This window comes from Chitinophaga hostae (assembly GCF_018224885.1).
Taxonomy (GTDB): Bacteria; Bacteroidota; Bacteroidia; order Chitinophagales; family Chitinophagaceae; genus Chitinophaga; species Chitinophaga hostae.
In genome coordinates this window covers 134,818-147,172 of record NZ_JAGTXB010000012.1, presented here as the reverse complement: position 1 = coordinate 147,172, position 12,355 = coordinate 134,818, and the positions used below count along the sequence as shown (strand labels likewise).

The window sequence follows — 12,355 nt, the reverse complement described above, 5'->3', positions numbered from 1 at the left end:
CCCAAAAAACGGCGAATATATGGAAAATGCGAACGGATATAGATTCAGTACCATTTACCCCCACAACAGGTACTATTTTGCAGGCATATTACCAACAGCACAATATTGAGGAACCATAAATCCGTTTTAATGCAGATCACCAATTCACAGTCAAAAAGTGTACAGCAGATCTTCTCAGAGATGCAACAGCACTTTCCAAAGGCACAACTGAAAAAGCCGTTTTTAAGTCCGCAAACCATTATTATTCCGCACGACAATTACAAGTACCTGTTGCGCTATAAGCAGCAGTACCTGCAGGTGGATTTTATACCACCGGTAATGTGGATCATTGGTGGTATGCTGGCCGGCTTTGGCCTTTTTACTATTGTTTTAAGCCTGGTGTTCCAAACGCTGGTCATCAGCTTCGGTGGCGCGATCCCTGTCATCATCGGCCTGTTATTGATTAAAGTGGTGTTTAAATCTACCCGGAAAAACGAATTTAAATCGTTTGAGGATGAAGCAAACATCGTGGTCAACAGCAACCACCAGGGCATATAGCCGGCCTCTCATCTCTGTTTATAACCCATAGTTTTGAAGACTGTGAAAATCCCTTACTTTTAGACAGCTGTTTATCGCTTACCTGTGAAACAGCATTGGATACCGTAAAAGGAAACTATGATCCGTACACTGATTATCGACGATGAACCTGCCATCAGAAAGGACCTGGAATGGTTGATGAAGCGCTATCCTGATTTTATAGTACTGGGCAGTTGTGGCAATATTGCAGAAGCCAAGGTCATTATCCCCAATACAGAGCCGGACCTGCTGTTACTGGATATTGAGCTGTCTGACGGGACAGGCTTTGAGCTGTTACAGCAGTTTCCGGAGAGGCATTTCCGCATTATCTTTATTACGGCCTATAATCAACATGCGATCAGGGCCATCAAATTTGGGGCATTCGATTACCTGTTGAAACCGGTAGACGAAGAAGAGCTGTCGGAAACCCTGGAGCGTTTAAAATCCGAAAGCCCTGTACAGCCTAAGCTGCAACTTGAAGTGGCCGACGCCCATAAGAAACCCGGGCTGCATAACCGTATTGTACTCCGCTCCCATCAGTACCTGCAGGTTGTTTCTTTTGAAGACATCCTGTATTGCCAGAGTGATGGCAGCTATACCACTTTTTATCTTACCGACAGGAAAAAGGTAACCGTGTCCCGGCCTATTAAAGAGTATGAAGAGTTGCTGCCGGAAAACTGGTTTATCCGTATTCATCAATCGTACATCGTGAATCATCATTTCATAGACCGGTTTCTGAAAGACGGTATACTGGTGCTCAAAGAAGGCAGTGAAATCCCGGTATCATCGCGTAAAAGGGAGTTTGTCAGGCAATTTCTTACCGGCGATCATTAAATTGTGTTCATGATTTCTCCGTCCAGGTTTCTGTTGATACCGGCTGTTATTTACTGTTGTTTTCTTAGCTGCAGCCGGCAAAACAGCCCTACGCCTGATACTTTGCCTGCGCCTGCCGGGGATCTGCCGGTGATCGGCGTATTAAAACAACTGATCGACTCAGGTGATCGTTTTTCCGGCGCCGCTGCCCGGAGAAAAATGCAGCAGCTGCGGCCCATAGCCATGGCCGCCGGCGATAAGGGACAAGGACTTTATTATTATCTCGAGGGCAGGCAACAGTGGTTTGCCGACAGTAACAAAGCCGCTGCCACCAGCTACCGGCGCATGTTACCCAATACCCCGTTCGACAGCAGCAGGCTGATAGATCTCTATGTATTCCAGCAAATGGGCCTGATACGGATCGATCTGCAACAAAAAATTGACGACAGCACCTTTTCACGGATCTATCATTTACTGGAGCTTGCACAACAGTTTAAATACCCGGAGCTATACCGCATTTATGACCTCGCCGCCGAAATACATTTTCGCTATGGCGTATACGACAAGGCACAAACATATACTGACAAAGCAATTGCCGGTTATCCCAACAAGAAGGACTATTATTATATGTCGTACCTGATGGAAGCGCAATCGCGTATTGCCGAACGGCAGCACAATTATCAGCGTGCGTTGCATTATGAAGACAGCGCCCTCCGGCTGGCCTTAAAGCAACCGGATTCCATCCGTATTGCCACGGTGTATGCCGCGCTGGGTGTGCTATCCGAGAAAATGGGTGATAGAAAAAAAGGACACCAGCTGATGGTGCAGGCGTTTCATATCAAGGAGAGGCTCAACAAAGTATCTTTCCGCGAATATGTAAACTACGGGCAGATGTTTATGGAGGAAAAAGATTTCCCGAAAGCCATCTACTATATTAACAAAGCCGCAGATATGGCCAGGGAACCTGAAAATGCGGGTAACCTCAGTGCCGCCTACAGCAGTTTATACAATATCTATTACGAAAACGGCGACTATAAAAAAGCGGTGCAGTACCTGGATTCTGCCTCCAATATGTCGCTAACAGAAATGGAAGAACAACAGCTGAAAAAAGTAATGGAGTTGCAGGCGATTAACGAGTTGAAAGAACAGCAACACAAAACACTTGACATCAGCCGCCAATATAATAACCAGGCCATCATCCTGCGACAGCAGCGGATTATCCTGTTTATATTCGGCATCCTGCTGCTGGCGGGCGTTGCGCTGACCATTGTGCTTATCCGTCAACGAAAATTGAGAACGCTGCAACATAGTACCGCGTTAGAGCAACGACTGTTACGCAGCCAGATGGAACCGCATTTTATTTTTAATACCCTGGCGGTATTACAAAGCTTTATCCGTCATGATGAAAAAGAAAAATCCGTTAAATACCTGAATAAATTTGCGCGCCTGCTAAGACTGAACCTTGAAAACTCCCGGCATAACCTGGTACAGCTGCACCAGGAGGTGGAGGCCCTCGAAAACTACCTGAGCTTGCAGGCCATCCGGTTTGAGCATGCATTCGATTATGAAGTTCATCCCATTGAGGGTTGTGAAGACATGGATGTTTTTATTCCGCCAATGCTGATGCAGCCTTTCGTAGAAAACGCCATCCAGCATGGGATGCGCAACCTTCCCTACAAGGGTCATATCAGTATTACGCTGCAGCTCCGGAATGCATTACTCCATTGCGTAATTGAAGACAACGGGCTTGGTATCGTTGAGGAAAGCAGTCCTGAAAAAAATTCTCTCTCCGGTATTATTACACAGGAACGTTTAAAAATACTCAGCAAGCAAACCGGAAAACTAGCCTCCATTGCTGTTACCGACAAGAAAGACAAAGGTGGTCAGGGCGTAAAGGTAACGCTGATCATCCCCACGCAGCGGCAGAAATAAATATTACTGCTGCTGTGCATACCACACCAGGTAATACTTTACAGCGATGATAGAAATGATCATCACAAAAGTGACGGCATGATTGAGGTACATTACCTTTGTGAATTCGTCGTGTTCAATGCTGCGTTCATTTTCCCCTATATAAGGCTTGTGTACTACTTCTCCGCCGTAGGTATTGGGGCCACCAAACCGGCAGTCGAGAATGCCTGCCAATGCAGCTTCCGGGTAGCCCGAATTAGGGCTGGCATGTGCAGAACCGTATTTCACTACAAAATGCCAGGCGCGGCTGCTGCCGTATAATAATATCATCAGCAGGGCGGTGATGCGTGCAGGAATATAATTGGCCACATCATCGAGGCGGGCAGCAAAACGACCGAAGTAAAGATACTTTTCGTTTTTATAGCCGATCATAGAATCGAGGGTATTGATCATTTTGTAGAGCATCATACCGGGCAGCCCCCCTACCGCGTAAAAACAGAGCGGCGCCACTACGCCGTCACTCAGGTTTTCAGACATGGATTCCATCACAGCGATGCGGATCTGGTGGGGAGATAAATGTGTCGTATCGCGGCCTACAATCCACGATAGTCTTTCTCTGCCTGCTTCCACGCCCTGCCGATGCAGGATATCAAATACGGCTTTACCTTCCTGGAGGAGGCTTTTGTTGGCCAGCGCAAAGAAAACAAAAACGGTGCTGAAAGCATACCATGCGATGGGCCACTGCGACAAGCCCTTTTGTGCAAAATAGAAAAAACAGACTACACCCGCGCACAGGAGAAGGGTGAGCAACATGCCCTTCCAGAACCGGCCGGCGCCACGGTTCAACAGGCGGGTACCTTGTTGAATCAGCTTTCCGAATCCTTTCACCGGATGTGGCCAGCTGCGTGGATCACCCAGCAGCAGATCTGCAATATATCCTAACAGTAACGGCAATACGAATTTTAATACAGGCTCCATTGGCGCAAGGCAGTAATCAGTAATTTGTTATCATGGGCACTGCGGCAGGCAACGCGGCAGTGTCCTTGTTCCAGTCCATAAAAATTAGCGGCATCGCGGATAAGAATGCCATGATTCTCTACCAGCCAGGCTTTCAGTGCTGCGGCGGTACCTGTTAATGTTTCAAACAGGAAATAATGTGTATGCGTTGGCCATACTTTATATTCCGGCATTTTCCGGATGCCCTCCCATAAGTGGAAGGTGTCCTGCAGCAGGCTATCGGGATCCAGGCGGAATTGCCCGGGGTGTTCGAGTATATAATAGCCCGCTTCCAGTGCGAGGCTGTTCACCGACCAGGGCATTTTGAACGCGCGTACACGATCCAGCAACTGTTTTCTGCCGGCGATATAACCGAGGCGAAGCCCCGGAATACAACAGGTTTTGGTCATGGATCTCAGCACCAGCACGTTGGGCAGGCGGTGCAGGTGAGGTATCATAGTGGCTGCTGCGCGGGTAAAGTCTATATACGCTTCATCGATCACGAATACCGTATGTTTGTTTAACTGGATCAGCTGTTGCAGGGCATGTTCATCGAGGGCCTGCCCCGTAGGATTATTCGGGTTGCAGATAAACACCATATCGGTATTAAATACGGTGGCAGCCGTGAGCTTATCCCATAACAGGTATTGCACCTGGTGGCCGTATAATCTGCAGGCGTCTGCATACTCTGAAAAAGTGGGTATTAATACGGAGGCAGTGGCGCCGGCAAATGCCTGTGCCACGAGGTAAATAGCCTCTGTACCACCGCTGGTGACCATGATGGCGCCGGCGGGGAGATTAGCCTGTTGTTCGAGCAGGGATTGCAATTTCCCGGCAGCCGCATCGGGATAATGACCGATTCCCGCTACCTGGTTACTGAGGTGCGTTTTTAGCCCCTCTGCCAGGCCGCCATACCATACATTTGAGCTGAAATCTGCTTTTATCGGCCGGTCAAACAGATAGCCATCGTCTCCATGTCCTTGTATCATAATCAGGTAATATTATAATTCCAGTGCCTTATAAACAGCCGGAATGTCGAGATTTTCACGGATATGCAGCGCCAGTTTATCGTACTGTGTTTCCTTAAAGTGCTGGTAGTCGAAATCCTTTACTACGGGTGTTTTCCCACAGCTGGCCAACAGGTCGTTGATCACCACATCGTTATCGAGGATACCGTGGAGATAGGTGCCCCAGCACCGGGTGCTGAGGAAATAGCCTTCCTTACCGCCACCGCTTAATTCATTCAGCGGCGAAGGGTTGTCGCTGCTGGTATCTCCCATATGAATTTCATACCCGGTACATACCTTGCTGTTGCCGCGGTAAAGAAAACTGTGTTGCAGTGTTGTTTTTTCACGGGTAAGCACCGTGGTTACCGGCAATATGCCCAGTCCGGGCATAGCCCCCACAGGACCTTCCACGCCATAGGGATCGGCGATCCGTGTTCCCATCATCTGGTATCCGCCGCAAATTCCGATCACCACTTTATTTCGTTTGTGCGCTTCCGTTATAGCACGGGCCGTGCCGTTATTCCGGATGGCAATCAGGTCATCGAGCGTATTTTTACTGCCGGGCAGGATAATAATATCGGCGGCGGCCAGTTCTGCGGGATTGTCGGTATAAAAAAGGTTTACGCGCTCGTCTTTTTCCAGTGCATTAAAGTCGGTGAAGTTAGACATATGACGCAACAGCACTACGGCCACATTTACCTGTCCGGCCAGCAACCGCTTATGTTTGAGCGCAAGTGACACGGCATCTTCTTCTTCAATATGAATATCGTGATAATATGGTAATACGCCGGTTACCGGTACACCGGTGAGCTCTTCCAATAGTTTGCGTCCATCTTCAAATAAGCGGATATCGCCGCGGAATTTATTGATGATAACACCTTTGATCAGCGCCTTTTCCTCTGGCGGCAGCAGTGCCAGCGTACCATATACGCTGCCGAAAACGCCCCCCCTGTCGATATCCGCTACCAGGTATACAGCCGCTTTGGCATGCAGGGCCATGCGCATATTGGTGATATCTTTCTGCCGGAGGTTGAGTTCTGAAATACTGCCGGCGCCTTCCATTACTACCGGGTTATACTGGTGAGACAGGCGATTAAATGATTGCGATACCGCTTCAAACAGGGCGCGTTTATCATCTTCCATAAAATACTCCCAGGCCGACTGGTTACCGGCAGGTTTACCATGGAGCACCAGTTGCGCTGATTGATCGTTGGTAGGTTTCAGCAGCACCGGGTTCATATCGGTATGACAAGCAACACCGGCGGCTTCCGCCTGTACCGCCTGGGCACGGCCTATTTCCAGTCCATCGGGTGTAGCGTAGCTGTTGAGCGACATATTCTGCGCCTTAAACGGTGCGGGTGTATAACCGTCTTGTTTAAATATACGGCAAAACCCGGCCGTGATCACACTTTTGCCTACATCGGACCCCGTACCAACAAACATAACCGGCCGCAATTGTTTCATATGCATCTCGACTTTAAACGGCAACGAAGATATTAACTTTCGGCCGGCAATAAACACAAAAGCATCTCCCGGATTTGGGAGATGCTTTATATGTCTTGTAAAATTATCAATTATTTAAACAGCTCATCCGTTAATCCGCTATTCACGGTCACTGTTTTCAGTTTCATGTTTACGCTGAGCCCGGATCTGCCGCTGGCGTATTTAAACGGAAACTGTATGCCGCTCACTTCGTGATAATCACCATAGTCGCTCACGGTTTCGGGGCTGCCACCTTCCTGTCCTGCCAACGTTACCGTGCGCACCTTGTAGCCGGTTTTCACATCATAATACAAACGCAGCAGGGCGCCATTTGAAGTAGCGGCGTTTACCACGTAGGTAGGTACGCCGTTAATATCTTCTGTTACCGGCAACAATTCCAGTTTAACATTATTTTCCGGCGCCAGGAAATACAGTTCGGGGAATACCCGGTTATTGTCTTTCAGGATGACCTTCTCTGCCGGCGGGAGCGGCGCTTCCTGTCCGCTGCGGAACATACTTACATTATTACCGTCGATCAGCAGTTTCATGGCCATCAGGTTGGCTGCGGGTACAAATACTGTTTGCAGCAGCTTATCCGGCTGTTTGGCTTTTACCGTTACATCCACCTGGGTACCGCTTACCTCTCCTTTATATTGTTGGGTAAGGTCTTTCACTGCTTTCAGTTTATCAGCGCCGCCAACGGCGTTGATATATTTATTTAATATAGTCGTGGCCGTAGTACCGGCGGGAACCGCTTGTCCGGCCTCCGCATTCCAGCTGTTGTTGGAAGGATTGATATCGGGGAAATTCCCTGCCGGGTCAATGACAACGCTGCGAATTTTAACGGTCGACGGATAACGGAAAGTCCAGGTAGCGGTGCGCTGCCATATTTCCACCGGTAAGCGCACTGTATCTGTTTTACCGTTTACATCCTTGATCGCCAGCACTACCGGCATCGGCAGTTGTTCCAGGTTCTGGATGGTAATGAGGGCGCCCTGGGCGGGATCACTTTTAACATATTGAACGCTTTTCACGGCCTGGTCGAGTTTCCAGCTATTGAGGAACCATCCGCGCCAGAACCAGGCGAGGTCTTCACCGGCTGCGTTTTCCATGCTGCGGAAGAAGTCCCATGGCGTGGGATGTTTAAACGCCCAGCGTTTAATATATTCCCGGAAGGCATAGTCAAAACGTTCGGGGCCGAGGATTTCATTCCTCAGGAGATTGAGTCCCATGGCTGGTTTGTAGTAGGCGGCCACACCAAGGTAATTCATATCGAGTACGTCGGGGGTGGTCATGATGGGTTCGGCCCTGTTGGAAAACAGCATAGGTGCAGATCTTTGCACCATTGCCGGTGTTTTGAATTCGCCTTTGTTAAATGCTGCGGTAGACAGACCATTGATGAAAGTATTAAAGCCTTCATCCATCCAGGCGTATTTACGTTCGTTGGATCCAACGATCATCGGGAACCAGTTATGGCCGAACTCGTGATCCGTAACGCCCCAGAGGCCTCCCCTGGTGGACTTCCACGAGCAGAATACAATACCGGGGTATTCCATTCCGCCTACGGTGCCTGCTACGTTGGTGGCTACCGGGTACGTATATACGTACCATTGTTTGGAGTAGTGTTCAATACAGCCTTTTACAAATTCGGTAGACCTGCCCCAGGCGTTCTGGCCGGCAACTTCTGCCGGGTAAAGGGATTGGGCCAGGGCTGTTTTGCCTCCCGGTAAATTAATACGGGCGGCATCCCATATAAAGGCGCCGGAAGCGCCCCAGGCTACGTCGCGGGTATTCTTACATACGAAGTGCCAGGTACGGTTGCCTTTTGCGCTGTTGCTGTTAATATCGGCGCTGTCGCGTATAAACACGGTTTCGTTGCTGTTGCGTGCTTTTGCCAGCCGGGTCAGTTCTTTGGGTGATAATACCTGCGCTTCATTGACCAATGCGCCGGAGCCGCCTAATATCATATTGGCGGGCGCTGTAATGCTGTAGTCAAAGTTGCCATATTCGAGATAGAATTCTGATGCACCCATGTAAGGAATGTTATTCCATCCGAGTACATCGTCGTAAACCGCCATACGTGGATACCACTGTGCTATTTCGTATATCCATCCGTTAGCGGTACGCAAACGGGAGGTACGGTCGGTGCCATATTCAGGAATCGTATAGGCGTAATCGATACGGATCTGCAGGGAGGCGCCTGTTTTCAGGGCATCCGCCAGTTTGATCTGCATACGGGTATCGTTTACCAGGTAGTTGGCAGCAATGGTTTTGCCGTTGCTGAGGAGACTCACTGTTTTGAGTTCAAATCCTTTTGTAAAGCTGCGGTTAGCAAACCGTTCGCCTGATACGGCCACGGTAGCGGAGCCTCGTGAGTCTTCCCTGTAGATGTTCTGATCGAGCTGTAACCACAGGAAAGGTAACTGATCGGGGCTGTTATTCTTGTAGGTAATGACTACGTTCCCACTGATGCGGTGTTCTAAGGTATCGAGGGTTACATCCAACTTGTAATCGGCCGCATTCTGCCAATACTTTGGGCCGGGCTGTCCGCCGGCACTGCGAAATTCGTTGCCGGGAGCCGGGTAAAACAAGGGAGAAAAAGCCTCGTGCTGATCATATTTGGACGTTGTCTGGGCCATTCCCTGCTGTATTCCGCTGCATAACAGCAAGGATGCAATAGCATAGATTTTGTTGATTTTCATCGAAAGAGAATAGATTATGAATAGTCGAATATATTGAAAAAAGCTGAAGGCTTAAAGCTGAAAGCAAAAAGCTATTACAGCGAGTGATCAGTGTATATATGTTATTTGCTGCAATAGCTTTTTGCTTTCAGCTTTAAGCCTTCAGCTCCTTCTTTATATGCTTCAGCCGGAAGGCAAAGATAATACTCAGTACGCCGGTGGCCCAGAAAGCCGCCGCCATCAATCCCAATATGGCCGCTATGCCCAATGCAGGGTTATCGAGTATAACAATGGAAATGATAATCAGGCCAATACCGCCTACCAGCAACCAGCCCCAGTTGGGGATCTTATCTGTTTGCAATTGTATGGAAAAGCCTATGAGACTGATACCTTTGAACATAAACCAGAAGGCGAGGAACAGCGGGATCACCGCCATGCTGACAGCAGGATATCCTATCAGGATAATACCTACCACTACATCAATAACACCCGAAGCCAGGGACCAGCCCCAGCCTGAATGCGATTTGCGGTTGCTGAGGGCAAATGAAACCTCAAAGATCCCGGTCACGAATAATGTAACACTGAAAAAGATACTCAGGAGTATATAGCTGCTGAAAGGATTGGAAAAAACGATAAAACCTGCGATCAGGAAGATAATACCGTTCAGCAAATAGAGCCACCAGTATTTCACTGTATTGCGGATAGCAGAACTGAATTGTGACATAATGATTACTTTAATGTTAATAAAGGATAGTAGTATGTTTCCATTCTAACACCTGCTGTCATAAAATGTTCGGTATAATATAGCCGCGGAAAAACCGGGGAAAAGCACTTAACTTTGCCCAAATGATTTAAATCATTTATTTAATAAAAGACGGAAATTATCTTTGCGGAATGAATAAGGCGATCAAGCAAGACAGAAAACCACCCAATTGGTGGCATCAGGCAGATTTCATGGGTATTCACGCGATACCCTTACTGGCGTTTTTTACCGGCACAACAGCATTCGACTGGATTTTATGTGGTGTGTTGTACGTGATACGCATGTTTTTTGTAACGGCGGGTTACCATCGTTATTTCTCACATCGTGCGTTTAAAACGTCGAGATTCTTCCAGTTTATCCTGGCCGGGGGAGCGCAAAGCAGTCTGCAGAAGGGCGCTTTATGGTGGTCGGCTAATCACCGTATCCACCACAAGCATAGCGATACGCCTGAAGATCCGCATTCCGCAAATGTTTACGGTTTCTGGTATGCGCATATCGGTTGGATTATGGGACCGGAATACAAGCCTACCCGTTTTGACCTGATCAAAGACCATAAAGCAAAAGAACTGTTGTGGCTCAACAAATGGCATATGGTGCCTGCTGTGATATTAGCTATTGCCGTATATTTTGTAGGTAATAAAGTAAATGGTACCGGCTGGTTTGACTGGAGCGCAGGTTTATCTACACTCCTGATCGGTTTCTTCCTGAGTACTGTTATCCTTTATCATGGTACTTTTACCATCAATTCCCTGATGCACAAAATTGGTAATAAGAGATATTACACGGGAGATGAATCCCGCAACAGCGCTATCCTGGCGTTGGTAACGCTCGGAGAAGGCTGGCATAACAACCACCATTATTATCAGAGTGCAGCCAGACAAGGTTTTTACTGGTGGGAATTTGACATTACTTACTATGTTATCAAAACATTAGGTTTCCTGGGGATTGTTTGGGAAATACGCCCGGTTCCTGAAAAACTGAAGGAAAGTAATAAACTGTCGCAGAAAGCTGCAGACCGTATCCCGGTAGAAGAGGCACAGTAATTATTACAAATAATAAGATATAGAAAAGGGAAATATACCAGCTGGTATGTTTCCCTTTTATTTTTTATCTTGGCTCACTAAAATTTAAAATTCCATGCAATACTTACCTGCAGCCGACAGATACAACAGTATGACCTATAACCGTTGCGGCAAAAGCGGCATCCAGTTACCGGCCGTTTCCCTGGGGTTATGGCATAACTTCGGCTCAATAGATAATTTTGAGAACGGGCGCAATATTATCCGTGCCGCATTCGACAAGGGCATTACTCATTTCGACCTGGCTAACAACTACGGCCCTTTACCGGGCAGTGCGGAAGAAACATTCGGCAGGGTGCTGAAAATGGACTTTACCGGCTATCTGCGGGATGAGCTGATCATTTCCAGCAAAGCCGGTTATACCATGTGGCCTGGCCCGTATGGCGACTGGGGTTCCCGCAAATACCTTATTTCCAGCCTGGATCAGAGTTTACGCCGTATGCAGCTGGAATATGTGGATATATTTTATTCGCACCGTCCGGATCCCAATACGCCAATTGAAGAAACTATGGGCGCGCTGCACAGCATTGTACAGCAGGGTAAAGCGCTGTATGTAGGTCTTTCCAATTATACCGCCGAACAAACCCGTGAGGCAGTTGCCGTATTAAAATCGCTTGGCACGCCCTGCCTGATTCATCAGCCCAAATACAGCATGTTTGAGCGTTGGGTGGAAAATGGGTTGCTGGATGTGCTCGAAGCCAATGGTGTTGGATGTATCCCCTTTTCACCGCTGGCGCAGGGCTTATTGACCGACCGCTATCTTAACGGTATTCCGGCAGGTTCGCGGGCCAGCAAGCCCACCGGCTTCCTGCAGGAAGGAGAAGTAACGCCTGCGAAAATTGAGAAAGTTAAAAAGCTCAATAGCCTGGCGCAGCAACGGGGTCAGTCGCTGGCACAGATGGCGCTGGCCTGGATACTGAAAGATAAGCGTATTACAACGGTCCTGATCGGCGCCAGCTCTGTTGCGCAGCTCGACAATAACCTGGATGCCCTGAAGAATACCACTTTTACCAAAGAAGAACTGGATGCTATTGAAGCGATACTGAAATAAAATATTGCTGGCATATA

Annotated in this window: 10 protein-coding genes; 5 read left to right on the top strand and 5 right to left on the bottom strand. The window is 48.2% G+C overall.

Going from position 1 to position 12,355, the window contains the following annotated elements; genetic code table 11:
* Positions 1 to 129 precede the first annotated feature (129 nt).
* From KE626_RS22615 to KE626_RS22605, 3 genes are all read left to right on the top strand, one after another.
* On the top strand, positions 130 to 537 hold the full coding sequence (locus KE626_RS22615) for a hypothetical protein (RefSeq protein ID WP_211975274.1): 408 nt from the start codon (positions 130 to 132) through the stop codon (positions 535 to 537).
* 117 nt (positions 538 to 654) lie between these two features.
* Positions 655 to 1,389, top strand: a complete 735-nt coding sequence (locus KE626_RS22610; protein ID WP_211975273.1) for a LytR/AlgR family response regulator transcription factor — start codon at positions 655 to 657, stop codon at positions 1,387 to 1,389.
* Positions 1,390 to 1,398: 9 nt separating this feature from the next.
* The gene (locus tag KE626_RS22605; RefSeq protein ID WP_211975272.1) at positions 1,399 to 3,300 is read left to right on the top strand and encodes a tetratricopeptide repeat-containing sensor histidine kinase; all 1,902 of its coding nucleotides are present in this window, start codon (positions 1,399 to 1,401) and stop codon (positions 3,298 to 3,300) included.
* A gap of 3 nt (positions 3,301 to 3,303) precedes the next feature.
* Here the strand turns inward: KE626_RS22605 and cbiB are convergent, their stop codons facing one another.
* The 5 genes from cbiB to KE626_RS22580 all read right to left on the bottom strand — a co-directional run bounded on the left by cbiB (position 3,304) and on the right by KE626_RS22580 (position 10,169).
* The gene (gene cbiB / locus KE626_RS22600) at positions 3,304 to 4,257 is read right to left on the bottom strand and encodes an adenosylcobinamide-phosphate synthase CbiB (RefSeq protein ID WP_211975271.1); all 954 of its coding nucleotides are present in this window, start codon (positions 4,255 to 4,257) and stop codon (positions 3,304 to 3,306) included.
* Positions 4,242 to 5,264: a pyridoxal phosphate-dependent aminotransferase gene (locus tag KE626_RS22595; protein WP_211975270.1), complete on the bottom strand. Its 1,023-nt coding sequence runs from the start codon at positions 5,262 to 5,264 to the stop codon at positions 4,242 to 4,244. Before KE626_RS22595 ends, cbiB begins: the two co-directional genes overlap by 16 nt.
* Positions 5,265 to 5,276: 12 nt before the next feature.
* A complete protein-coding gene (locus KE626_RS22590; protein WP_249207635.1) occupies positions 5,277 to 6,746 on the bottom strand; it encodes a cobyric acid synthase in 1,470 nt (489 codons plus the stop codon).
* A 110-nt stretch (positions 6,747 to 6,856) separates the two neighbouring features.
* Positions 6,857 to 9,466: a M1 family metallopeptidase gene (locus tag KE626_RS22585; protein ID WP_211975269.1), complete on the bottom strand. Its 2,610-nt coding sequence runs from the start codon at positions 9,464 to 9,466 to the stop codon at positions 6,857 to 6,859.
* 133 nt (positions 9,467 to 9,599) lie between these two features.
* The gene (locus KE626_RS22580; RefSeq protein ID WP_211975268.1) at positions 9,600 to 10,169 is read right to left on the bottom strand and encodes an HdeD family acid-resistance protein; all 570 of its coding nucleotides are present in this window, start codon (positions 10,167 to 10,169) and stop codon (positions 9,600 to 9,602) included.
* Between the two features lie 170 nt (positions 10,170 to 10,339).
* Between KE626_RS22580 and KE626_RS22575 the strand changes: the two genes are divergently transcribed.
* A complete protein-coding gene (locus tag KE626_RS22575; protein WP_211975267.1) occupies positions 10,340 to 11,251 on the top strand; it encodes an acyl-CoA desaturase in 912 nt (303 codons plus the stop codon).
* A 94-nt stretch (positions 11,252 to 11,345) separates the two neighbouring features.
* Entirely contained in the window at positions 11,346 to 12,338 is a 993-nt protein-coding gene (gene mgrA, locus KE626_RS22570; protein WP_211975266.1) for an L-glyceraldehyde 3-phosphate reductase, read from the top strand.
* The last annotated feature ends 17 nt before the right edge of the window (positions 12,339 to 12,355 follow it).

Excerpts from the sequence above, each read along its gene's own strand:
- KE626_RS22575 (WP_211975267.1), top strand. The coding sequence starts at position 10,340 with ATGAATAAGGCGATCAAGCAAGACAGAAAACCACCCAATTGGTGGCAT.
- KE626_RS22610 (WP_211975273.1), top strand. The coding sequence starts at position 655 with ATGATCCGTACACTGATTATCGACGATGAACCTGCCATCAGAAAGGAC.
- cbiB (WP_211975271.1), bottom strand. The coding sequence starts at position 4,257 with ATGGAGCCTGTATTAAAATTCGTATTGCCGTTACTGTTAGGATATATT.
- KE626_RS22605 (WP_211975272.1), top strand. The coding sequence starts at position 1,399 with ATGATTTCTCCGTCCAGGTTTCTGTTGATACCGGCTGTTATTTACTGT.
- KE626_RS22585 (WP_211975269.1), bottom strand. The coding sequence starts at position 9,466 with ATGAAAATCAACAAAATCTATGCTATTGCATCCTTGCTGTTATGCAGC.
- KE626_RS22580 (WP_211975268.1), bottom strand. The coding sequence starts at position 10,169 with ATGTCACAATTCAGTTCTGCTATCCGCAATACAGTGAAATACTGGTGG.
- KE626_RS22615 (WP_211975274.1), top strand. The coding sequence starts at position 130 with ATGCAGATCACCAATTCACAGTCAAAAAGTGTACAGCAGATCTTCTCA.
- mgrA (WP_211975266.1), top strand. The coding sequence starts at position 11,346 with ATGCAATACTTACCTGCAGCCGACAGATACAACAGTATGACCTATAAC.
- KE626_RS22590 (WP_249207635.1), bottom strand. The coding sequence starts at position 6,746 with ATGAAACAATTGCGGCCGGTTATGTTTGTTGGTACGGGGTCCGATGTA.
- KE626_RS22595 (WP_211975270.1), bottom strand. The coding sequence starts at position 5,264 with ATGATACAAGGACATGGAGACGATGGCTATCTGTTTGACCGGCCGATA.